This window comes from Oscillospiraceae bacterium MB08-C2-2, assembly GCA_035621215.1.
Taxonomy (GTDB): Bacteria; Bacillota; Clostridia; order Oscillospirales; family Ruminococcaceae; genus WRAV01.
Map to the genome: position 1 here is coordinate 1,377,229 of CP141729.1, position 22,316 is coordinate 1,399,544.

A 22,316-nucleotide genomic window follows, 5' to 3' on the forward strand; every position below is an offset into this window, starting at 1 on the left:
AGCTGATAAAATGAGAGGACAATAGGCCTGGCGGTTATCTCCAAGGACTTCGCGTCCGTTGAAAAGTCAGTCAGTCATCCTCTCGCTCGCAGCGTTCGATTTGTGCAGGTAGAGCCGCCATCCGGCGCGTTCGTGTCATCAAACAGATAGAATCGGCAGTGAGAAAAGGATGGTACGCCAATTGTAAATCTGTGATGGGAGCGTGGGGTTATGAACGCAGTCGGGATAGATATTTCCAAAGGGAAAAGCATGGTGTCGGTTCTTCGTCCCTTTGGGGAGCTGGTGGCAAAGCCCTATGAGGTACGCCACACCTCCAGTGAACTCAGCGAGCTGACAAAGCGGCTGAAAAGTCTGGAGGGCGAGACGCGGGTGGTTCTGGAACACACGGGGCGGTACTATGAACCGGTGGCCCAGATGCTGCATGACGCCGGAGTTTTTGTCAGTGCGGTCAATCCGCTGCTCATCAAGGAATACGGGAATAACTCGCTCCGTAAGGTCAAGACGGACAAAGCGGATGCGCTCAAGATTGCCCGGTATGGCCTTGACAACTGGGCCGAATTGCGCCAACATACTCCTATGGATACGATTCGCTACCAACTGAAAAGCATGAACCGGCAATATGGTCTGTACACCAAGAACAAGACGGCGCTGAAGAACAATCTCATTGCCCTGCTTGACCAGACCTACCCCGGAGTCAACGCCCTCTTTGAAAGCCCCGTTCGTGCGGATGGCAGCCAGAAGTGGGTGGATTTCGCCGCGTCCTTCTGGCACGTGGACTGCGTAAGGGGTATAGGACAGATCTCCTTCGTGGAGCGTTACCGCAAGTGGTGCAAGCGGCACGGATACAATTTCAGTACCGCCAAAGCTGCCCAGATTCACGCGGAAGCGAAAGAACTGATTGCCATGCTGCCGAAAAATCCGCTGTCCAAAGTGATGGTGCAGGAAGCAATTACACAACTGGGTACCGTTTCCAAAACCGTGGAGGTGTTCCGCGCGGAGATGAACCGGCTCGCACAGGAGCTTCCTGAATACGAAGTGGTTATGGGGTTGTATGGTGCCGGAAAATCTCTCGGGCCGCAGCTTATGGCGGAGATTGGCGATGTTCGCCGCTTTGCACACAAGGGCTCCTTGACGGCCTTTGCAGGGGTTGACCCGGGCGCAAACCAGTCCGGAAGCTACGAGGCGAAAAGCACGCGTTCGTCAAAGCGGGGCTCTCCGGAACTGCGAAAGACGCTCTTTATCCTCATGACAATCCTGCTGCAAAAAGCGCCCCCAGACGACCCTGTGTTTCAGTTTTTGAACAAAAAACGAGCCGAGGGTAAGCCCTATCATGTCTACATGACCGCTGGCTGTAACAAATTCCTGCGTATTTACTACGGCAGGGTAAAGGAATACATGAATACTCTGGACAAGCCTGTGGATATGGATTCCACTGGGCTATCTCGCTAAACTCGTTCCGCATAGCTTTGGTCGGCGCTACTGGCGGCGGCCTATTAGTGTTCCACCTTTTCGCGTTGCTGTTTTTCTTCATTTTCCTATTGACTTCTTATTTGCAGGCTTTTTAATTTTGAATAAAACAAATTCACATAGTAAGTAAACGTTTCCTTATTGAGATATTTTTAGCATACCGCAGAATAATCTGAGTGTCAACCATCCGTTTTGCCAAACTTTTTAAAAACAAATTGTTTATTTTTTATAGTATAAGCCATTATTCTACTAAGTTTTTATAGGAATTAACCTTTTAATTCTTCTTCCTCTTTTTTTAATAGCTATTCACAAAATAATCATCTTGTTATGCCAAGCTATTGGTTGACATTTCTAGACAGACAAGGTAAACTAAAATCAGCATTATAGGACAGGAAACGTTTCCACAATTGGGGAGAGCATATGGATCTTACAGGGAAATTTGCGGTCAAAGAAGAGGTAAAGCTTGCAACCATAAGCGATGTTGCCAAGCTGGCCGGCACCTCCATTGCAACGGTATCTTATGTATTAAACGGCTCCAAGGACCGTTATATCCGCGAGGAATTGCGGGAACGTGTTCTCAAAGCGGCCAGCCAGCTCAATTATGTAAAGAGCGGCTTGGCCAGCAGCCTGAAAGGAAAACAAACAGGGGTGGTAGCGGTGCTGACCCCTCAGTTCAGCAATCACTTCTTTGTGAATGTTTTTATAGCTATCGAAAAAATTGCCAATGCCCAAGGCTATGTGCTTTCCACCTGCAATACCTTTGATGACCCCCAGCAGGAGCGGCAGGTTATGGAGCGCCTGATCAAGCTGCGCCCCGATGGATATCTGATTATTCCCACCGTGGAGGGTGGCCAGAACACCCGGTATATCCGTGAGCTTGGCATGCCTTTCGTTGCCATTGAGCGCCCCTTAGAAAATGTGGAGCACCCTTATGACTTTATCTCCAGTGATAACTTTCAGGCTGGATATGCGCTGGCTGAGCACATGATCAAAATGGGTCACCAGAACATTGCTTTTCTTTTTTGGGATACGGCGGTATCCAATCTAAAGGAACGTGAGGCCGGTTATCTTCAGGCACTGCGGGAGCATGGGATTCCCATTCGGCCGGAGCTGATTCTCAAGAGCAACATCACCCATGAGGAAGGCGCCCGCATGACCCGTGCCATCTTGGAGCAAAAAGACGTTACAGCCATTATTTATGGCCACTATCTGCTGGCCGAAGGCGGCATAAAGGCATTGCGGCAAACTCGACTGCAAATCCCGGCCGATATTTCGGTTGCACTTATTGGCTGCCCCCCTTGGATCAATATGAACGAGCTCAAGGTCACCTGCATTTCGCAGCCCGCTGCCCAAATGGGAGAAAAAGCGGCTGAAATTCTTCTCAAACGCATTGCGGAAGGCAATGTTGGGCAGCGGGAATTTATTCAGGAAATTCTGCCCTGCACCCTTCAATATGGGGAATCCATTCGTGACCTGCGGTGAGGGGGTTCCCTTTCAAAGTTCATCTTTTGTAAGCTTTTGGCCGATTGAATTTATAAGCCAATTTTCCGGAAGCACTCGCAAGATTGCCGATGTTATAAAAAATATACCCTGCTGAAATATAATCAGCAGGGTATATTTTTTATAACGATATGGTATCCATATGTTCAAAATCAAGCACTACATCGGCATTGGTAAAAGGAACCTCAAACAACACCAGTGCAGGCAGTACATCAGGAATGCTCATAATATACTCGGGCATCTTCGCAAGAAACTTACCCTTGATCGCATCCACAGCAATTGTGCTTCTGCGCACCACGGCGTTTTTAACACGGACATGCTCTTCACCATTGCCTGCAATGGTGGTGAACGCCACCCGGGGATTTTCTTCCAGCTCCGCTACCTTTTGGTTATCTGCAAAGCTTGAAAAATACAGAGTTTTCCCTTCCCGGTCATAATAAAAATTAACTATACGAACATTTGGAAGCCCATCCACCGAAGTTGCAAGGGCAATTTCACTCTGCGTTTCCATCATACGCTCAAATTCTTTTCTGTAATCCATTGGCCATTTCGCCTATCTCTTTGTATTTTAATGTGATAAAAGCTTATATCATTCTTTTAACGGGATAACGCAGGATTGTCTTCATTTTTGCTGTATCAACTTTTCTCGGGTCAGAGAGGTAAATTTCGTGGTGACGGCGTGTATCGGAAAGATCATTTTGCAGCCCGTTTTCTGCCATAAATACTTTCATTTTTTCAAGTGTCGCAGGTTCATCATCAAAGCTGCCGTGATGCATACACTGAACACAAAGGCCCTCTGTAAAGGATACAAGCCGTGCTTTTGCGAGAATGAGATGCGGTTTTTTCTTTGCTGTGATTTCACAGGCGGCAGCAAACACCGCATCGGTTACAAACTCGGGCTGGCGAATCATCGATGTCCAACAAAACTTGGATTTGCTGCTGTAATCGAATTCTTCACTGTCGGCCAGCCACCAAAACCCCTCAAGAGGAGGCACAACATATTCGAAATAATCCAGGGGCGCCGGCCCATTCTTGGGCAGCATCTTAATGGCATAAGATAAAGCATACAGCGTTTCAATAGCCCCTTGATATTCACCATTTTCCTCGTTGGGGTTGCCACGGCCATCAAACTGAACAAACTTCATTTCGGGCACATCTATAACCCCAGGCTCTGTTTTTGGCTGATATAATTCTTTAAACTTCTTTTTATAATCCAACTTTTCCATATTCTCTCCTCCAATTTACACACTAAGCATAACGCATTAAAATAGACAGCAGTATGTCATATTAAAGATATCGATCCAATGTTTTTTGCAGTTTTTCTTTTATTTGCAAGCGAATATCTGCCGGCTCCAATACTTCGCAGTGTTCACCAAAGGTAGCGAGATAGTGATACACCCATTCGCCTCGAGGCATAGTCAGCTTTGCCTCAAAACTTCCATCCGGCATCAGCTTATATTCTGGAAATTCATCATAAACCCGGTACGCCATCTCCTTTGAAAAATTCAAAGTAATGGTCACAAAGTTGTCTTGAAAGAGCTTACTTCCATCGAATATTTTCTCGGGCTTCTTCCGGTCAAATTGTTCTTCCAAAATCGCTAAATTTTTAATGCGGCGCAGCTTAAAAAAACGGTAATCGTTTCGCACACGGCAATAAGCATAGAGATACCAGCCCTGCCCTTTGAAGCAAAGCTTCAATGGTTCAACCGTTCTCTGGATGCTTCTTGCACCGCTGTGATAGAAAAATTCCACCGTGTGTTTTTCAAGAATGGCGTTCTTTAATGCAGTAAAAGCTAAGGCTTCTTCCTCACCTTTGGCCCAGCCGGAAAAATCCACTTCCACCCAATCGTGATCAGCGCTCCCAAACAATGAGGATAGCTTTTTTACCGCTGAATTTGTTTTTTCTAAGCGAACAGAATCAACTGCATGCAGGGCAGAAAGAATATCCGCTTTTTCTTCCTCAGTCAGAACTGTTTTATTCAGAACAAAATCAGGTAAAAGTGAGATACCGCCCCCCTTGCCCTTGGTCATATAAACAGGAATACCTGCCGAAGATAAAAGCTCTACATCGCGATAAATGGTGCGAGTCGAAACTTCAAAATATCTTGCCATCTCCCCTGCCGTAATATTCTCCCTATTCAGCAGTAAATACACCATTTCGAAAAGTCTGTTGATCTGCATATCTTTACACCCCTTGTTTCTATTATAAGCAGATAATATGACATTTACAAGGCATATTTAATCTTTACCCTTCTTTCGCTTTTTGCATACAGCTGTCTTCTGTTATCCTTACGCGATACCGCTGAGATTGTTGTGGTTGCCCTTGAATCCGGAAATATTTTGAAGTGAGAATAAACTTTACCCAGAAAATTTATTTAGCAAAACTCTGGGCAAAATAGCGCTTAGGAATGTCCATTGGTGTTTTTTGAGTTTTTATACTAATATTTGACAAAATTAGAGCCACGTGTTATCCTAGTATAAGTTTTGTTATTATTTTATCAAACAAATGCACATTCAATTTTCGTATACTGTTTTTTATCACTTAAAAGAATGAAAGGATGGTAGTTTTATGGGTAAGACGGCGATCATTACAGGAGGCTCAAGGGGTCTGGGCGGTGCCATGACACATAAGCTGGGTGAACTGGGTTACGATGTGGTCATCAACTACAGAAGTGATTCCTCAAAAGGCCTTTCCGATAATCTGGCCAAAGAATTGACTGAACAATATGGTGTAAAAGCGCTGGTAGTTCGCGCCGATGTCAGCAAGTATGAAGACTGCGAAAATCTTGTTAAAACTGCTGTTGATCATTTCGGCAATAAAATCGATGCACTCATCAACAATGCGGGTATTACAAACAACTGCAACTTTATTGATATCACCCGTGAGCAATATACAGCGGTGATCGAAACCAACCTGCTGAGCCTGCTGCACATGTGCCATCTGGCACTACCTTATATGGTGGATCATGATTCCAATATCGTTAACATTTCTTCTATTGGCGGCCTTGTGGGCGTTGCCAATCAGGCTGATTATTGCGCCACCAAAAGCGGTGTTCTTGGCCTGACACGTGCCCTGGCTCTTGAGTTTGCCGCACGAAAAGTGCGAGTGAATGCCATTGCTCCCGGCATGATCATGACCGATATGCTGCGTGGCGTTAACCAAGAAGAGCTAAATGCTTTAGCCGCTTTCATTCCGCAGGGTTATATTGGCGATGTCTCAGATATAGCCGGCTGTATGGCTTATATCCTGACTGCACCTTATGTGACTGGCCAGACTATCTCTCCCAACGGCGGATTTGTAATGCCGTAACCCGATCGAATTTAGTCTATTTCCAAATGAATCGATTAAGAGGGTTTGTCTTCTGCGTAAAACAGGAGACAAGCCTTTTTTATGTATACACCCTGGTTACCGCAGCAAAGAATGACCTTTATTTGCTAAGCGCTACCTCTGCTTTGGCGGAGACCCTCAAACACTTGGGGCAAGTCCCTTCCGAAGCAACCGAAGAAATCATGCTCCATGGGGATACTATAAGCTTCGAGCTTTTCTATGGGTTGATTTTCCATCCGCTATAGGAATTTGAAATTTTTTTGATGATGTGGCGTCATATCCTATTCAAATAGGCTGATTTTTCGACAGAAGCGGTGCAAATATGCCTCTATTCTCTTGACATTTGGCTCTATCCATGCTAGCATTACACACAAATAACACATGATAGAGGTGCGACCGTCATCAGTAGGCTTGGAGCAAAGGGCAGACACCCGCTCCCGCTGAAAGGGGCCTTCGCCGAAGGGATGACCAGCTTGTCTGAACTGCTTTCCCTGGCTTGCCGGAGAATATCCGGCGAACTGCCACACACCTGTGGAGCGCTATCACTGGTATAAAGGCAAGACCTCTTGGAGGTTCACACCAATTTACCATGAACGCATCTCCTCTGGGTGTGTTTATGGTTTTTTTATGTGAAAGAAAAGAGGTCATTGTATGAAAAAGCTCTTCTCACTGCTCCTTACCTTATCCCTTGTCTTGGCTTTGGCGGCCTGCGGTTCCTCCTCTTCAGGCAGCAGCTCCGCTCCTGCTGAGGCACAGGGCACAGATGGCGGCAACACTGTATTCCGGGTGGGCATGGAATGCGCCTATGCGCCTTACAACTGGACACAGATGGACGATGCCAACAACGCTGTTCCCATTTCCAACGTGCCCGGTGCTTATGCCAACGGCTACGATGTGCAAATTGCTAAGAAGATTGCAGATGCCAATGGCTGGAATCTGGAAATTGTCAGCACAGCTTGGGATTCTTTGACCCCTTCTCTCCAGAGCGGAACCATTGACGCAGCCATCGCAGGCCAATCCATGACTGCTGACCGTATGGCGGAAGTCGATATGGCAGGCCCCTATTACTACGCCAACATTGTGCTTGTCACCAAAAAGGACAGCCCCTTTGCAGCGGCCAAAGGCATTGCCGATCTCAAAGGCGGCAAATGCACCGCTCAGTCGGGCACCATCTGGTATGACACCTGCCTGCCCCAGATTCCCGATGCGAATCTCCAGACCGCTTCTGAGACTGCGCCTTCCATGATCATGGCTCTTCAAACCAACACAGTGGACTTTGTGTGCACCGATATGCCCACTGCTATGGGAGCGGTTGCCACCAACCCCGACATGGTGATTCTTGATTTTGCAGGCACCGACGGTGACTTCCAGTTTGCTTCCGAGACTGAGCGGGCCGAAAATGTAAACATCGGTATTTCGGTAAAGAAAGGCAACACCGGGCTGCTGGATGCTATGAATACGGTTCTTTCCGGCATGACTGAGGCTGACTTCACTGCCATGATGGATGCAGCCATTGCTGTTCAGCCCGAGGCCTGATTCTGCTGCGTTACAGCTTCACAACTTCTATGCCAGTGCATATTGCCGTGCTTACCCACAAGTGTGCTCTGCGTGCATGTGGGTAATGCGGTATAGACCCTCTATGGGGGGCATCCAATGCCCCCCCATATTCCCCCCGGATTGTGCCGCCTCGGCACAAAAAGTGGTATTCCTGCGTCGAAATCAATTCGACTACGGAATAATTGCAAATCAGAATGATACCCTCTTCAAGTTAACAGTAGCTCTGTCTACAGTCTGTGGGCGGCGGATTGCCGCCCTTTTCCCATCTTGCGGCTTTAAGCCTATATCACATATCAGCGAAAGGAGCCTATGTGCCAATGGATCAGCTCATACAATTGGGTTCGGACATGGTTCTGCTATGGTCAAAATACGCTCCTGCCTATCTGGGCGGGATGAAAAACACACTGCTTCTGGCCTTGGCAGCCACCGCCATAGGATGCTTTATCGGGCTAGCCTGTGGCATACTCAACACCATCCCCCACTCCAAAAGCGACAGTCTGCTCAAGCGCTTCGCTTTGGGGCTTGTCCGGGTTTTGGTGCGGGCCTATGTAGAGATTTTCCGTGGTACGCCTATGGTGCTTCAAGCGGTGTTCATCTATTACGGTCTCCCCTATTTCTCCGGCAACAGCATGCGCTTTGACAGCATATGGGCGGCGGCTATACTCATTGTTTCCATCAACACCGGGGCTTACATGGCCGAATCGGTTCGCGGCGGTATCATCTCCATCGATCCCGGCCAGACCGAGGCGGCAAAGGCCATCGGCATGAACCACTTCCAGACTATGACAGCCGTTATTCTTCCGCAGGCTTTGCGCAACATTATGCCTCAGATCGGCAATAACTTTATCATCAACATCAAGGATACTTCGGTGATGTTTATCATCGGCTTTACTGAATTCTTTGCTTTTCACCGCTACATTACGGGGGTTAACAACCTGTATTTTCCTTCTGCCGCAATTGAGATGCTGGGTTATCTCTGCATGACCTTGGCCGCTTCCTTCCTGCTGCGCTGGGCAGAAAAGCACATGGATGGCCCTGCCAGCTTTGAGTTGGCTCTGGGTGACCACCTTACATTGACTGCGGGAACCTACCGCCACCGTGGCAGAAGCCATGATCATAAGCACAACCAAGATGGGAGGAAGCCCATATGAGCCAGCCGGTTTTAGAAATTCGCCATCTTTCCAAATCCTTTGGTAACAATGTTGTGCTTCGGGATATTAATTTTACCGTAAGCAAAGGGGATGTAACAAGCATCATCGGCCCCTCCGGTTCCGGGAAAAGCACACTTCTGCGCTGCATTAATCTGCTGGAGGAGCCTACCTCCGGGCAAATTCTGCACCACAACAAGGATGTTACCGCTCATGGAACCAAGGTAACTGCCTATCGTTCCAAGGTGGGTATGGTGTTCCAGTCCTTCAACCTTTTTGAGAATATGACTGTCCTGCAAAACTGTATGGCCGGTCAGGTTCGGGTTCTGAAAAAGAGCAAGGAACAGGCTCAGGCAGATGCTCTTGCTTATCTGGATAAGGTCGGTATGGCCCCTTATATCAACGCAAAGCCCCGCCAGCTCTCGGGCGGCCAAAAGCAGCGGGTTGCAATAGCTCGTGCACTGGCTATGGAGCCGGAGGTTCTTCTGTTTGATGAGCCAACATCCGCCTTAGACCCGGAAATGGTAGGCGAAGTGTTGGAAGCCATGCACAACTTGGCCCGTGAAGGCATGACCATGCTGGTGGTTACCCACGAGATGGCCTTTGCCCGTGATGTCAGCAGCCATGTGGTGTTTATGTCGGATGGTGTGATTTGCGAAGAGGGCGAGCCGCAAGCGCTCTTTACCAACCCCCAGAACCAACGGACAGTGGAGTTCCTTTCCCGCTTCCGTCAGGCATAGAGCCACTGCTCCTCTCTATAGGGGACAGATACTAAAAAAGCCCAAGAAGGACTATCCACTTACTGTGGATAGTCCTTCTTTTGTTGTCTTATTCTTTTGCCTGCTGCCTTTTCCTGCTTTATAGGCTGGCAGAATGTCGTTATTCCTCAGTATGTATGTGTTTTATACCGTTGCCGCATACTTTTCGCCGATGGCATCCAGCTTTTTTTCCAGCAGAGCCTTGACCTCATCGGAGCAGCCTGTGTTGGGACGCACCGGCTCACCCAAATCCAGGCCAATCAGGTTGGCGGCATCCTTGGTGGCAACTGGGAAGGTGGCCTTATCAAACACCATGCGGAAGGGGTTCAGCTTATACTGAGACTCCAGAGCACCCTGAATGTCTCCCTGTGTAAACTGGTTGTAAATAGAGCAAACCAGCTTGGGAACAACATTGGCAGTGGAAGCAACACAGCCCACCGGCTCACCTTTAACCAAGGTGAATTTTTTCGTCAGCAAAATGCGCTTCCCTTTTGTCTCCAGCACCCGATTGCTGTATTCCCGGTTATCGGTCAGGATGATTTTAAGCTCCTGGGGTATCGCTACAGAGCTGACCATCTCGCCCACAGTGGATTCGGCCTTAATCCGTAAAACCTGCTGAGCAGATGGATTGACCATGGTGAAGTGCTGGCTGGAATCCACCGCCACAATGCCATCGGAGGTATAGTTGATGATATTTTTATAAAGGGTGGCCTTTTCGTATGCCCGGCGGTGAATACCCGCCGCACGCTTTGCCTCGGTCAGGCACTGGTAAAAGGAGCTATCCCCACTGATGAGCAGAAGATGATCAACATGGAGCTTTTCAGCAGCGGCACAGGCGCTGGTTCCTCCCAGCACCATCTGGCAGCTATCCCGAAGGGCCTGCCGAAGCAAAATATCCGCTTTCATCTCCTTGTTCAGGCAGTATCCACCGGCCTCCATACCCAACAGCCGTGCTACCCGATCCACATTGTATACCATGCTCAAAGAGGCGATAACCGCCACCTTCTGGCCCGGAAACAGCCTTTTGCATTCCAGCAGATTCTGCACCATATCAAAGCCCTGCACCGCCACCTCCACCAGCGGTATCCCCCGGATACGGCCCTTGAGCAGCTCTGCATAGAGGCCTCTGGCTATGATAACATCCGCATCAAACTTCAAATCCTGAAGCTCTTCCTGCGGAACAGCGTATTCCTCCAATATGTACCTTTCCCCATCAAACACACCTTCCATCTGGTTGTGGCGGGCTAATATCTCCTTTGCCCCCGGTATGAAATTGATGAATGGAACCACCAACGCAATTTTTATCATAACAGCCTCCACCGTGTTTTAAACAGTCCCCTAATGTGAAACATGTGCAAAGCGGATTGGTCACAGACGCTTCCGGCAAGGGTCTTGCCCTCACTTTTATTTTAGCTTTAGCCCCCAAGCTTTGCAACCTGTATTTTACAGCATCATACTGACTCTGCAAATGCCACTACACCTCAAAATCAAGCTGCATATAGCTCGAAAAGGTTGCTCCCTTCTAAGAAGAAGGGAAACCCGTTTCATTGCCATAAAGCAATTCATCCACCTTAAAATTCATTAGCAGGTTAAAGCAGGTATCTGGGTCCGAAAGATCAATGTTGGCCATGCTTTCAATTTTATTCAGGCGGTAAAGCAGTGTATTCCGATGAATGCGGAGCTTTTCAACACAGTAGGCGTGATTTAAAAAGGATACCACAAAGTATTTTAACGTAAGGCAATACTCCGTTTTATTTTGGAGATCATACTCCCGCAAAATCTCTATTGCCGGATGCCCCAGACTTTCCGGCAAAAAATTCTGGCAAATACAGCTCATCAGGTCATCGGTGGCAAACTGCTCATAGCGGAAAATCTTCTGAGAGGAGCCCTCCTTTTTGGCAAAGCCCAGCCGCAGAGCGCTATCGGCCTGCTCTTTAAAAGCCAGAGTCTGCAAAATGTTTTTAAAAGGGTGGCTGAGCCCCACGCCAAAACCATTTTCCAAATAAAAGGCCAATTCAGCAGGTGTTGTGCGGCCCTCAATATCATGCAAATGATCCATATTAAAAAGCAGATAGATGCAATCTTTTTCACAAGTAGAAAAACAATCGGAGAACTGTTTTTTCACCTGCTTAAACACATATTCAAAGTGCAGGGTAAAAACGCTGGTGCTCAAAATGGGTGAGAAAGCGGCCACCCAAAAATACTTCTTTGGAGAATAGGAAAGGCTCCGCATCCACCTTTGCAGGGTTTCCTGCGAGCTGATGGTTTTATCCAGCAGAGCGGAGAAAAACACAGGCTGCAGCGCCTGCGTATCGTAGGAAATATTGGTGGAGCGCTGCAAAACCAAGCCTGCCGCTCGGGCAAACATTTCCAGATAGGTGCTGTCCTCCTCGGTCCAAGCCGATTCATCCTGCAAAACCACAGATATAAAGCCCTGAATGGCCCCATTGGTGGCAATACGGCAAACCATTCGGGGGGTCTCCTTGGCAACGCCCCAGTTGATCAAAACCGCCTTATCGATCTTGCTGCTTTCCTCCAGATAACGGCTGGCAATAAAATCCATGATCAGCGAATCGGAAACCTTTTTAGTCGCACTGATTTGGTCCCATGTTCCCTCTTCAATTGTATGGTGGGGCAGCATGCATAATATGTTATATTGCACATCTATCACAGAGATAGGGTTGCCCCACAGCTTATAGGCTCTAGCGGTCAGCTTCTGAATCGAACCGGATATGCCAATTTCGAAAAGATCTTTATACAAATTTTTCATGTTTTTTTAGTCATATTCCCTTTACTTTGATCATTTTAGCATAACAGCCTATTGTCTCACTGTCAAGTTAATGTTTGTGCATATGCACAAATTAACAGCCCGCGTTTTTTGTATTCGAACATTGTCTCAAACTTAACAAAGTGATAGTATAATAGCTGTCGCCGAATGTTATGTATTTAACAAAGTATCGGCATTTGAGATTAAGATTAGGATATAAGAGGGTAAAAAATGAAACTGTTTGAACGTGCTTCTATCGGATCAGTAAAAATGCGCAATCGCATCATCATGGCTCCTATGGGCAGAAAAACCGCACCCGACGGCGGTTTTGACGATCGAACCATCGCCTATTACGAGGCCCGTGCCAAAGGTGGGGTCGGGGCTATTATTACCGGGCTGAACATCGTCACCACTGAATTTGAAACCCGCCCCTGCTTTGTGCTGGAAACCTATCACCAGTGCGACCGTCTCGGCCTTGCAGCGGATAAGGTGCAGGCCTACGGCGGCAAATTCTTTGTGCAGATCGGACCCGGCTTGGGCCGTGTAGCTTATGCCAACCCCGACCGTGCCCCCTATTCGGCCAGCGCAATCCCCACCCGAAATTTCCCCAATCTGAACTGCCGCCCCCTTTCGGTGGAGCAGATTCAGAAAATCGTCTCCTACATGGCCAGAGGCGCACTGATGGCCAAAAAGGCCGGGGCGGACGGCATTGAGATTCATGCTTACGGCGGCTACCTCATTGACCAATTTCTGACCAAGGCATGGAATAAGCGCACCGATGAATACGGCGGCGATCTGGAAGGCCGGATGCGTTTCTTGAAAGAATGCATCGAAGCCATCCGCAAGGCCTGCGGCCCCCGCTTCCCCATTATTGTCAAGATCACCGTTAACCATTACATAGACAATCCCGAATATCGCCACATTGAAGAGGGCGTGGAGCTTGCCAAGCAGTTGGAAGCCTTGGGCGTGGATGCCATCCATGTGGATACCGGCTGCTACGAAAAATATTATATGCAGGTTCCCACCGTTTATCAGGCACCCGGCTTTGAGCTGGATGATCTGGAAATCATTAAAAAGGCTGTGAGCATCCCGGTTATCGGGCAGGGCAAACTGAACGATGAAAAGGTTGCCGAAGAAGGCTTACAGAAGAATCAGCTGGATTTTGTGGCAATTGGTCACCAGCTGCTGGCCGATCCCGATTGGTGCAACAAGATCAAGGATGGCCGCAAGGATGAAGTTGTTTGCTGTGTGGGCTGCAACGAGTGCCTGTATTCTTCCCTGCAAGGCCGGTTCAGCGATTGCGCTGTCAATCCGATGTGCGGCCACGAGATCGATTATCCCTTTGTTCCCTCCAAGGATGCCAAGAAGCTGCTGGTTGTGGGCGGCGGCCCTGCCGGTATGGAAACTGCGCTGGCAGCAGAAGCTCGTGGGCATCAGGTTGAGCTTTGGGAGATGAGTGACAAGCTGGGCGGCAACCTGATTGCAGCCGGTGCACCCACCTTCAAGAAGGATGTCAACGACTATTTGGAATATCTCAAAAGAAGTCTTGCCAAAAGCGATGTCACCGTTCAGATGAACAAAAAAGGTACCACAGAGGAAATTGTTCAGGGCGGCTATGATTATGTAGCACTGGCTACCGGTTCCCGTGCCTTTATCCCCCCCATTCCCGGTGTGGAAAGCAAAAATGTGCTGACCGCCTTTGATGCCTTCACCGGTAAACCTCTGACCGGTCGTGTTGCCGTAATCGGTGCCGGACTGGTAGGCTGTGAGGCTGCTGTTCATGCATCTGCCACTGCCGATTCGGTGGTTCTGATTGATATTATGCCGGATATCCTCCAAACCGTTGAACATCTCTACAACAACGATCAGTGCCTGCGCCAGATGGTTAAGGATAGCAATGCGCAGCTTTATATGAACGCCACGGTAAAGAAGATCAGCGAGAATGGTTTGGAGTTAACACAAAATGGAGAAACCCTTTCCATTGAGTGTGACACCATTGTCATTGCTTCCGGCTACCGCTCCAATGCCGAGCTGGAAGACCAACTTTATGGGAAAGTGCCCGATGTTCGGCTGCTGGGGGATGCGGTTGCTCCCAGAAAGATTGTCAATGCCGTTTCCGAGGGCTTCCATTACGCACGCATCATGAACTGAATTTGAAAAAAGGTGAGGAGATCGTTATGAACAGCGTATCAAACAAATTGCACCATGGTTGGATCGTCCTGATTAGCTGCTGCTTTATCATGTTCGGCACACTTGGCATTATCGCAAACTGCATGTCTGTTTTCATTGCTCAGGTTAATGCGGATATGGGCTTTGAAATGACCTATTTGGTTCTGTATTTCACCTTTATGACCATCACTCTGGCGCTGTTTCAGCCTGTGGCCCAGAAAATCTTCCAGAAGCTGAATGTAAAGCTTGTGGGCGCTATCGCTGTTATTCTTCCCGCTGTGGGCATGTCTCTCATGACTGTTTATACCAGCGTTGAAGGCTTCTATCTTTCTGGTGTAATCAACGGTATCGGCCTTTCCTTTATCACCTACCTGTTGATTCCCACCCTGATGAACAAATGGTTTGCCGTTAAGCTGGGTCTTGTGATGGGTATTGCCATGGCCTGCTCCAATCTGGGCGGCGCCGTGTTCTCCCCCATTGCGGGCAAGCTGATTGCCACCATGGGCTGGCGCCCCGCCTGCCTGCTGCTGGCTGGCCTGAGCGTTGTGATCTCCCTGCCCTTTGCTCTGTTCGGCATCACCAGAGACCCCAAGGAAAAGGGTCTGGAGCCTTACGGCGCTGATCAGGTATCCAAAGCTGGCAACACCCAGCAGCTCACCGGCCTGACCCTCAAGGAAGCCGCTAAAACACCTTGGCTGTATCTGGTGTTTGTATCCGTTATCGGCATGTTCTTCTTTGCAAACTTCCAGCCCCAGATTGTTAAGTTTGCTACCACAACCGGATTTCCCATTGAAAAGGCTGCTGTTGTGGGCTCCATGCTCATGATCGGTTCGGTTGTGGGTAAGGTAGGGCTTGGCTACATCAACGATAAGCTGGGCACCATCGCCTGTGTTACCATTGGCGGCGGCTGCGGCATTGCCGGTTTGCTGCTGTTCATCATGGGAAGCGAACCTAAGGCTGTGTTCATCGGCGCTGTGCTGTTCGGTATCGGCTTTGCCATGATGTCCATTGTGCCTCCCCTGCTGGTTCGTAAATCCATGGGCTCTCTGCACTTTGCCGCTATCTTCAGCGTGGTTGCCAGTGTGGGTACTGTAACCAGTGCCATCTCCAACCCCATTTACGGTGCAATCTATGAAGGAAACGGCACCTATGTTCCTGGCCTGATTGCAGCTGCTATTTCTATGGGTGTTGTTATCCTGTGCGGCATTGTCATCGGCGGCCGCAAAGCAGCCAGTAAGTAACCCATAAAATTTATATTAAGAAGTGGAGAAGGTACAATGAGCAACAAAACAATTAGCTTTGATGTAACCGGCAAAGTTGCGCTGGTAACCGGAGCCTCCTACGGCCTAGGCATAGAGCTGGCTACCACTCTTGCCGAATATGGTGCAGATATTGCCGTTCTGGCACGGTCTGAGGATAAGCTTCAGGGCGTTGCTGCCCAGATTCGTGAAAAGACCGGCCGCCGGGTGCTGGTGGTTCCTTGTGATATCACCAACGAGCAGATGGTTAAGGATGCAGTCAAGAAGGTTCTGGACGAGTACGGCCATCTGGATATTCTGGTCAACAACTCCGGAACCATCGAGATCAATCCTCCTGAGGAATACACCATGGAGCAGTGGAACAAGGTTATCGGTGTTGATCTCACCGGCGTTTTCCTGATGTGCCGTGAGTGCGTTGCGCAATACATGAAGGGCCATGGCGGGCGCATCATCAACATTTCTTCTGTTTCTGCCTTTGGTGCTTCTGGTGGAGCGATTGCCTACAATGCCGCTAAAGCCGGTGTAGTTCATATGACCCGTTCTATGGCAGTTGCCTGGGCTCCTTATGGCATTTATGTCAACGGTATTGCTCCGGGCCAAATGACCAACGGAGAGATGTCTGCCTCCACTCCTGCCGCAGTGGCAGAAAGAATCATTCAGAAGGTTCCCTTAAAGCGTCTGGGTGCTTACGGTGATCTTTCCGGTGCGTTGATTTTCTTTGCCTCCGACGCTTGCACCTACACGGTCGGTGAGACTGTGCTTTGCGACGGCGGAATGGCGATGGTTCTCTAGAAATAAAAGTTCAGGAGGAATACGGCGGCTTTCACCACTGTATTCCTCTGGGGGTTGGGGTACTATGAAAAATACATCTACGTTCAAAATTGCGTTTCCAATTGCTTCGGTTTGGTTTGCCGCTCTGGTAGGGCCTTCGATGGTTTCCGGCATTTTTGCCACCAGCTATTATACTTCATATGGTGTGTGGGGGCTGATTCTCCCCTGTTTGACCTTTGCTGTGGCCTGCTTTATCATCACTATGGGTGCAGAAACAGTGCGGCGCCAAAAAACATACGATTACAGCTCCTTTTCCAAGGCGATCTACGGAAAAGCCTCCCGCTTTTTCTCTCCGATTTTGGAGGTATACATGGTCATTGCCATGATTGTCAGCGGGAGCGCTGTTGTTGCCATGGGGGCCACACTGCTCCATGAGCTGATCGGAGCACCGCCCATTGTAGGCGCTATCGGTATGTCAGCCATCTGTATGTGCTTGGTGCTGTGGGGCGAAAGCCTGATTCGAAAAAGCTCGGTTGTCATCTCGATGGTTATGATTGGGGGGCTCCTTCTGCTTGCCTTCTTCTCTATCCAATATCGGGCCGGCACTCTTGCAGACATGATATCCAGCGGATATGTTCCTGAAGGGGCTACCATGTCATCCGGCATCCGAAAGGCTTTGGCACTGGGCTTTTCCAACTCCGCCAACGCACTGGTGCTGACCTCGGTGGAGCAGACCGTCACCAAGCGCCGCCACTCCTGGGCTATTGGTGGGATAAGCTTTGTAATGAATGTGGGTGTGTTTGTTATTACCACACTGCTGACCCTGCCCTACTCCCCTGAGGTTTTGTCGGAGCAGATGCCCACCCTCTATATCATTCACCAGTATCTGGCGGCATCGGTGCCGTGGCTGCCTACCGTTTATATGCTGACCATGTTTGTGGCACTTATGGATTCTTCGCAGCTCCATGCGGTAGCATCCCGTACCATGCAGTTTTACCCCAATACCGGTATTTTGCGTGACAATGTGAAGCTCAAAACTTTTTTGACCGGTATTGTCTATTTCGCTATCAGCATTTTGATTTCTATGCTGGGTCTGCGGACCATTGTGGGCACCGGCTACAGCCTGTTGGGATATCTGGCCATTCCGCTGATTGCCGTTCCGGTCTGTATTGTGGCTCCTCTGCGGCGTATGCGCCAGAAAGCCCAGGACTGGAAGGCAAAGGACATTTCTTCTTATACTAAGGTGCAAGACCAATAAAACAAAGCTTTCAAAAAAGCACATTCTCTTTAATGAGAATGTGCCTTTTTTTATGTATACCTTTAATCTTTGATTCTTGGACTTGGATTATCCAAACAGAGCCAGCAGAACACCCGCTGCAACCGCAGAACCAATAACACCGGCCACATTGGGGCCTATAGCATGCATCAAAAGAAAGTTTACAGGGTTGGCTTTTTGACCCTCTACATGAGAAACACGAGCAGCCATGGGAACTGCCGATACACCGGCAGAACCGATCAGCGGGTTGATCTTGCCGTTTGTAAGCCAGCACATCAGCTTGCCCAGTAACAATCCACCAACGGTGCTGAAAATGAAGGCCATCAACCCCAACCCAATGATCTTGAGAGTTTCGGGCCTGAGGAATGTTTCTGCATTGGCAGTGGCGCCAACAGTAACACCAAGGAATATCGTGACAATATTAATCATTGCATTTTGCACAGTATCGGAAAGGCGTTCCACAACACCGGATTCTCGGAACAGGTTACCCAGCATCAGCATGCCGATCAAAGGCGCCACAGAGGGCAGCAGCAGAACACACAGAACCGTGACGATAATGGGGAAGCAGATTTTTTCCAGCTTTGAGACTGTGCGAAGCTGGGTCATCACAATTTCCCGCTCTTTTTTGGTGGTCAGTGCCCGCATAATGGGGGGCTGAATCAATGGAATCAGCGCCATATAGGAATAGGCGGCAACCGCAATGGCCGGCAGCAAATGGGGGGCTAGTTTAGTGGTCAAAAAAATAGCCGTCGGGCCATCGGCACCTCCGATAATTCCGATTGAGGATGCCTCCTGAGGCGAAAAACCCAGCGCAGTCGCAACAATGAAGGCAACACCAATTCCAAACTGGGCACCGGCACCTAAAAACAAGCTGCTAGGCCGTGCAATCAGCGGGCCGAAATCAGTCATAGCGCCTATGCCAAGAAAGATCAGCGAAGGATAAATTCCCAACTTAACACCTTGATAAAGATAATAGAGCAATCCGCCCACCTCAGAGGAGCTGGCAGGTCCCTGCATCATTCCGGTGAGCGGCAGGTTAACCATCAATATGCCAAAAGCGATGGGGAGCAGCAAAAGCGGCTCAAACTTACGTCCAATAGCCAGATAGATCAATACACAAGCGATAACCAGCATCAGAATATGCCGCCAAGTTAAGGCCACAAAGCCAGAGGTCTCCCATAATGTCTGCAAAGCACTTATAAACATAGTATCCCCCTAAATGTCATTCCGAAATTTTGATGTTGCAGCTAGGCGATGTTCTTCTTAATGCTCTCTTCGATTTTGCGTATAAGGAAAGAGAACAACCGCACACACAAACACAGGGCGAAAAGAGTGACAAACACCACAACCATAAGAAAAATAGAGATTCCTATGCTTTCACCTATCGACATAACCTTACCTCCCCCAAATAAATATAAAAGGGCAAGGGCTTACAAGCGAAGCCCCCACCCTAAGCTACAAAACTTGAAAACAGATAAAACAGCGTTTTATCTGCCCAACCGGATTACGACAATATTCCATTTTTATCTCAATAATATCGGAAAATATTCACTTTGTCAACATGATACTATATGCTTTGCGTACTATCCTAAAAAACAGGCAAAACTACTGCAATTCTTACGAAATGTCTTAGGGAAACCGAACCAGATTTGCTATGGCGGCACTTTAGCATCCCTTGCCAAGCCTCGGGGTTTGTCAACAGTACTGTTGGCTCTCTTTTATTGCCTGTCTTTCTCCATATTCTGCTTCGCCAGATATTCCTCACATAGGAGGGGATGAAGTGTGCTGCCTAGGGCATCCCGATAGCCTAAGGAATAACCGGATGCAAAATCATCCCACTGGTTCACAATGCTGTCGGTTCCCTCCTCAACGCCTTCTTCAAACCCAAGTGTATAGGCATCCTTCCACACTTGGCTCATCACATCACGCATCAGTTTGTGGGCAATAAGATACATTATTCTTCTGTAAGCACGTTCCAATATAAACATGTTCATCACCTTGGTGTTAAACTGCTGTTACCACTGGGGCTGCTGCGTTAAGCTGTGTTTTTTATAAAGGCTGCTGCCACGCAGGGAGCGCTTGCCGGCACTATACTGCTGGCAGGCAAACCGAATTAGCTCAACCAGCTCAAACTGATTGGCAAAATACAGCTTATCCCCTTTAACAGTCAGGCGGCCCTGCCATGTATAACGCTGGCAGAAAAGAATCTCCACGCAGCACAGCAATTCGCCTTCTATTTGGGGGGTATACTTTTTCTCAATAAACCAGTGCTTGCAAAGCTCTGGAAACCCCACCTGAGTATAGTCCTTTTCCAAATAGCTACCGACAGCATCATAGAATTCCTGTTCAGAAGAAAAACACTGCATTTCTCCCTCCCGCCACTCTCGCAGGGTACCGGAAAAGCAATTCTCTGTACATTTAATATGAACGAATACAGTCGCATTTGACATTTTCCACACCACCAAATCATTTGGATTGTTTTGAAATGTGCTCAGTTAAGGCTTTTTTCACTTTTTCTCCATATGTAACACCAACAGGAACATCCTCGCCGTTTTTAAGGAGCACTGAACGCCGTTGGACACAGGTGATATACTGCATATTCACCATATAAGAGCGATGGACACGCACAAAGCCTTTTCCACTTAAAAGCTTTTCCAGATCCTCCAAAGTAGCCCAATATCGAAAGGTCTCATTCTCACCAAAGCAGACAGTTACAACTCCCTGCCAAATTTCAAAATGGCTGATCTCATTTAAAGGGACAACCTTGCGCTCGGCACCGTTTTTCAGAATAATTTTTTCCGGCTCCCCATTATCCACGTGGCGAAGTGCAAGCATAAAGACATGCTCAAATTTAACATCGGGTGTATACTCCTTGCGCAAATAATAAAAAGGGAATACCTCAAAGGAATCATAAACACTTTCTGAGCAAACGGTCAGGAATATAATATATGCATTGCATCCCCACTCCCTGAGCTGCTTGGCTGTATCGATTCCATTTATATCTTTCATATAAATATCCAAATAAATAATATCCGCCATATCGGGATAATCGGACATATGGAAAAGCAGGCTTTCCCCACTTTGAAAAGCAGAAATGCTTACCTCAACGTCATTGTTTTCCGATATTTGAACAATTTGCTGCTTGTATCTCTCTAAAACTCTGCTGTCGTCATCACACAAAAACACTGTTATCAATTTTTTATTCGATCCACCTCTAAAATAGCTTTCACGGCTGTCACATTCTGACCTTTTATGTCGTTTTTTCGCACAAACCAGCATTCGGCTTTGCCGCCTATTCTTACTGAATGACTCAAATAGCACGTTGTGTTTCGGGACTTCCCGATAAATGAAACCCACCTGGGTTTTGAATCCATTTGAGATATAATGAAAATTATTGTTTAATTTTCAATTCTATTACTCTCTTGGCCAGTTTTTTAAATTTACAGTTAAAAACTATTCTCAGTAGGTTTTCTGAGGAATCAGCTTTGAAGGTTCCAAAAAAGCCAAATTCCCTGTCTGGATGCTATAGGTGGGATCAATCGGCAGCCATTGGCCATCCAAATAAACCCTGCACCACGCATGATAACTATCCGGCTTCATATAGCCGGAATATCCCATCACCAGCTGTGCCGGAATTCCAGCTGCACGGCACATGGCCACATAGAGCGCTGCAAAATCATAGCAGATGCCTCCTTTGTTTTGAAAGACCTGGTCCAGATCAGGAATATAAGTCGCAGGCGGCGCATTTTCTTTGTACGTAAAATTATCTACTAGAAAGCCACAAATTGCAAGTGCTGTTTCTGCATTGTTTTTTTCACCCGAAAGAAATTTTGCTTTTTTTACTAACTGCATCTCCTCGTTCCAATTGACGATGCGAGAAGCACTTTTGTAGGGTGCCAGTTCATCCTCCAATAACACCGTAATGGTATCTTCCCACAGAGGCTCTGCCTTGGTTGAGGTGATATACAACCGCACCGCCAGCTCATAATCCCCAGAGCCCATTGTTAAAGGTATCTCCACCTCCTTTTCTGTGACGATATGATGCAGATATTCCATGTTCTCCTTGGCAATGCGCACCGAAACATCCTTCTGTGAACCTGTCACCAGCATACGAAGGGTTCCGTACTCCGGCTGAACGCTATATTCGATGCGAATAATATCCCCAGGACTGTAATAGGGGAGAATACCACCCACTGCTTGCGCATTTGCCCAAAGGGTCAGGCACAACGGCAAGAGTAGTAAAATCAACAATCGCAGACTTTTTTTTCTCATAGCTTTCTCTGCCCCCTGCTTTTTTCCATACTCGGTGTCTGATA

General features: G+C 48.1%; 21 protein-coding genes and 1 riboswitch. Of the genes, 10 read left to right on the forward strand and 11 right to left on the reverse strand.

Going from position 1 to position 22,316, the window contains the following annotated elements; translation table 11 throughout:
* The first annotated feature begins 210 nt into the window (after positions 1-210).
* Both U6B65_06075 and U6B65_06080 read left to right on the forward strand, forming a co-directional pair.
* On the forward strand, positions 211-1,449 hold the full coding sequence (locus U6B65_06075) for an IS110 family transposase (GenBank protein ID WRS28698.1): 1,239 nt from the start codon (positions 211-213) through the stop codon (positions 1,447-1,449).
* Positions 1,450-1,887: 438 nt separating this feature from the next.
* Positions 1,888-2,949 (forward strand): LacI family DNA-binding transcriptional regulator, encoded by a 1,062-nt coding sequence (locus tag U6B65_06080; GenBank protein ID WRS28699.1) that lies wholly within the window; start codon positions 1,888-1,890, stop codon positions 2,947-2,949.
* 139 nt (positions 2,950-3,088) lie between these two features.
* Here the strand turns inward: U6B65_06080 and U6B65_06085 are convergent, their stop codons facing one another.
* The 3 genes from U6B65_06085 to U6B65_06095 all read right to left on the reverse strand — a co-directional run bounded on the left by U6B65_06085 (position 3,089) and on the right by U6B65_06095 (position 5,148).
* Positions 3,089-3,508 carry a pyridoxamine 5'-phosphate oxidase family protein gene (locus U6B65_06085; protein WRS28700.1) on the reverse strand — a complete coding sequence of 140 codons (420 nt, stop codon included), beginning with the start codon at positions 3,506-3,508 and terminating at the stop codon, positions 3,089-3,091.
* A 43-nt stretch (positions 3,509-3,551) separates the two neighbouring features.
* A complete protein-coding gene (locus U6B65_06090; GenBank protein ID WRS28701.1) occupies positions 3,552-4,193 on the reverse strand; it encodes a GyrI-like domain-containing protein in 642 nt (213 codons plus the stop codon).
* A gap of 61 nt (positions 4,194-4,254) precedes the next feature.
* Complete coding sequence (locus U6B65_06095; protein ID WRS28702.1) at positions 4,255-5,148, reverse strand: YafY family protein; 894 nt, start codon at positions 5,146-5,148, stop codon at positions 4,255-4,257.
* A 388-nt stretch (positions 5,149-5,536) separates the two neighbouring features.
* Here U6B65_06095 and U6B65_06100 point away from each other — a divergent pair, with 388 nt between their 5' ends.
* From U6B65_06100 to U6B65_06115, 4 genes are all read left to right on the forward strand, one after another.
* Positions 5,537-6,277, forward strand: a complete 741-nt coding sequence (locus U6B65_06100; protein ID WRS28703.1) for an SDR family NAD(P)-dependent oxidoreductase — start codon at positions 5,537-5,539, stop codon at positions 6,275-6,277.
* Between the two features lie 395 nt (positions 6,278-6,672).
* A riboswitch (Lysine riboswitch) is annotated at positions 6,673-6,845 on the forward strand.
* A 101-nt stretch (positions 6,846-6,946) separates the two neighbouring features.
* On the forward strand, positions 6,947-7,831 hold the full coding sequence (locus U6B65_06105; GenBank protein WRS28704.1) for a transporter substrate-binding domain-containing protein: 885 nt from the start codon (positions 6,947-6,949) through the stop codon (positions 7,829-7,831).
* A 338-nt stretch (positions 7,832-8,169) separates the two neighbouring features.
* Entirely contained in the window at positions 8,170-9,003 is an 834-nt protein-coding gene (locus tag U6B65_06110; GenBank protein ID WRS28705.1) for an amino acid ABC transporter permease, read from the forward strand.
* A complete protein-coding gene (locus U6B65_06115) occupies positions 9,000-9,740 on the forward strand; it encodes an amino acid ABC transporter ATP-binding protein (GenBank protein ID WRS28706.1) in 741 nt (246 codons plus the stop codon). Before U6B65_06110 ends, U6B65_06115 begins: the two co-directional genes overlap by 4 nt.
* A 162-nt stretch (positions 9,741-9,902) precedes the next feature.
* On the opposite strand, the gene U6B65_06120 is transcribed toward U6B65_06115, so the two are convergent.
* A complete protein-coding gene (locus tag U6B65_06120) occupies positions 9,903-11,066 on the reverse strand; it encodes a dihydrodipicolinate synthase family protein (protein ID WRS28707.1) in 1,164 nt (387 codons plus the stop codon).
* Between the two features lie 214 nt (positions 11,067-11,280).
* Positions 11,281-12,528, reverse strand: a complete 1,248-nt coding sequence (locus U6B65_06125; GenBank protein ID WRS28708.1) for a helix-turn-helix domain-containing protein — start codon at positions 12,526-12,528, stop codon at positions 11,281-11,283.
* Positions 12,529-12,756: 228 nt separating this feature from the next.
* On the opposite strand from U6B65_06125, the gene U6B65_06130 reads away from it, so the two are divergent.
* From U6B65_06130 to U6B65_06145, 4 genes are all read left to right on the forward strand, one after another.
* Positions 12,757-14,676, forward strand: coding sequence for an NAD(P)/FAD-dependent oxidoreductase (locus U6B65_06130; protein WRS28709.1), 1,920 nt, complete (start codon positions 12,757-12,759; stop codon positions 14,674-14,676).
* Between the two features lie 26 nt (positions 14,677-14,702).
* Complete coding sequence (locus U6B65_06135) at positions 14,703-15,935, forward strand: MFS transporter (GenBank protein WRS28710.1); 1,233 nt, start codon at positions 14,703-14,705, stop codon at positions 15,933-15,935.
* Between the two features lie 36 nt (positions 15,936-15,971).
* Positions 15,972-16,745, forward strand: a complete 774-nt coding sequence (locus U6B65_06140) for an SDR family NAD(P)-dependent oxidoreductase (protein WRS28711.1) — start codon at positions 15,972-15,974, stop codon at positions 16,743-16,745.
* A gap of 64 nt (positions 16,746-16,809) precedes the next feature.
* Positions 16,810-17,982, forward strand: coding sequence for a hypothetical protein (locus tag U6B65_06145; GenBank protein WRS28712.1), 1,173 nt, complete (start codon positions 16,810-16,812; stop codon positions 17,980-17,982).
* Positions 17,983-18,069: 87 nt separating this feature from the next.
* On the opposite strand, the gene U6B65_06150 is transcribed toward U6B65_06145, so the two are convergent.
* The 6 genes from U6B65_06150 to U6B65_06175 form a co-directional block, all read right to left on the reverse strand.
* Positions 18,070-19,206, reverse strand: a complete 1,137-nt coding sequence (locus tag U6B65_06150) for a sodium ion-translocating decarboxylase subunit beta (protein ID WRS28713.1) — start codon at positions 19,204-19,206, stop codon at positions 18,070-18,072.
* 41 nt (positions 19,207-19,247) lie between these two features.
* The gene (locus tag U6B65_06155) at positions 19,248-19,391 is read right to left on the reverse strand and encodes an OadG family protein (GenBank protein WRS28714.1); all 144 of its coding nucleotides are present in this window, start codon (positions 19,389-19,391) and stop codon (positions 19,248-19,250) included.
* Positions 19,392-19,718: 327 nt separating this feature from the next.
* Positions 19,719-19,988 carry a hypothetical protein gene (locus U6B65_06160; protein ID WRS28715.1) on the reverse strand — a complete coding sequence of 90 codons (270 nt, stop codon included), beginning with the start codon at positions 19,986-19,988 and terminating at the stop codon, positions 19,719-19,721.
* A gap of 27 nt (positions 19,989-20,015) precedes the next feature.
* Entirely contained in the window at positions 20,016-20,366 is a 351-nt protein-coding gene (locus U6B65_06165; GenBank protein WRS28716.1) for a hypothetical protein, read from the reverse strand.
* A 100-nt stretch (positions 20,367-20,466) separates the two neighbouring features.
* Positions 20,467-21,186: a LytTR family DNA-binding domain-containing protein gene (locus U6B65_06170; GenBank protein ID WRS28917.1), complete on the reverse strand. Its 720-nt coding sequence runs from the start codon at positions 21,184-21,186 to the stop codon at positions 20,467-20,469.
* Positions 21,187-21,459: 273 nt separating this feature from the next.
* Entirely contained in the window at positions 21,460-22,272 is an 813-nt protein-coding gene (locus U6B65_06175) for a transglutaminase-like domain-containing protein (GenBank protein ID WRS28717.1), read from the reverse strand.
* Positions 22,273-22,316 lie beyond the last annotated feature (44 nt).

Excerpts from the sequence above, each read along its gene's own strand:
- U6B65_06090 (WRS28701.1), bottom strand. The coding sequence starts at position 4,193 with ATGGAAAAGTTGGATTATAAAAAGAAGTTTAAAGAATTATATCAGCCA.
- U6B65_06175 (WRS28717.1), bottom strand. The coding sequence starts at position 22,272 with ATGAGAAAAAAAAGTCTGCGATTGTTGATTTTACTACTCTTGCCGTTG.
- U6B65_06125 (WRS28708.1), bottom strand. The coding sequence starts at position 12,528 with ATGAAAAATTTGTATAAAGATCTTTTCGAAATTGGCATATCCGGTTCG.
- U6B65_06095 (WRS28702.1), bottom strand. The coding sequence starts at position 5,148 with ATGCAGATCAACAGACTTTTCGAAATGGTGTATTTACTGCTGAATAGG.
- U6B65_06165 (WRS28716.1), bottom strand. The coding sequence starts at position 20,366 with ATGCAGTGTTTTTCTTCTGAACAGGAATTCTATGATGCTGTCGGTAGC.
- U6B65_06105 (WRS28704.1), top strand. The coding sequence starts at position 6,947 with ATGAAAAAGCTCTTCTCACTGCTCCTTACCTTATCCCTTGTCTTGGCT.
- U6B65_06150 (WRS28713.1), bottom strand. The coding sequence starts at position 19,206 with ATGTTTATAAGTGCTTTGCAGACATTATGGGAGACCTCTGGCTTTGTG.
- U6B65_06135 (WRS28710.1), top strand. The coding sequence starts at position 14,703 with ATGAACAGCGTATCAAACAAATTGCACCATGGTTGGATCGTCCTGATT.
- U6B65_06160 (WRS28715.1), bottom strand. The coding sequence starts at position 19,988 with ATGTTTATATTGGAACGTGCTTACAGAAGAATAATGTATCTTATTGCC.
- U6B65_06110 (WRS28705.1), top strand. The coding sequence starts at position 8,170 with ATGGATCAGCTCATACAATTGGGTTCGGACATGGTTCTGCTATGGTCA.
- U6B65_06115 (WRS28706.1), top strand. The coding sequence starts at position 9,000 with ATGAGCCAGCCGGTTTTAGAAATTCGCCATCTTTCCAAATCCTTTGGT.
- U6B65_06080 (WRS28699.1), top strand. The coding sequence starts at position 1,888 with ATGGATCTTACAGGGAAATTTGCGGTCAAAGAAGAGGTAAAGCTTGCA.
- U6B65_06120 (WRS28707.1), bottom strand. The coding sequence starts at position 11,066 with ATGATAAAAATTGCGTTGGTGGTTCCATTCATCAATTTCATACCGGGG.
- U6B65_06100 (WRS28703.1), top strand. The coding sequence starts at position 5,537 with ATGGGTAAGACGGCGATCATTACAGGAGGCTCAAGGGGTCTGGGCGGT.
- U6B65_06075 (WRS28698.1), top strand. The coding sequence starts at position 211 with ATGAACGCAGTCGGGATAGATATTTCCAAAGGGAAAAGCATGGTGTCG.
- U6B65_06140 (WRS28711.1), top strand. The coding sequence starts at position 15,972 with ATGAGCAACAAAACAATTAGCTTTGATGTAACCGGCAAAGTTGCGCTG.
- U6B65_06130 (WRS28709.1), top strand. The coding sequence starts at position 12,757 with ATGAAACTGTTTGAACGTGCTTCTATCGGATCAGTAAAAATGCGCAAT.
- U6B65_06145 (WRS28712.1), top strand. The coding sequence starts at position 16,810 with ATGAAAAATACATCTACGTTCAAAATTGCGTTTCCAATTGCTTCGGTT.
- U6B65_06085 (WRS28700.1), bottom strand. The coding sequence starts at position 3,508 with ATGGATTACAGAAAAGAATTTGAGCGTATGATGGAAACGCAGAGTGAA.
- U6B65_06155 (WRS28714.1), bottom strand. The coding sequence starts at position 19,391 with ATGTCGATAGGTGAAAGCATAGGAATCTCTATTTTTCTTATGGTTGTG.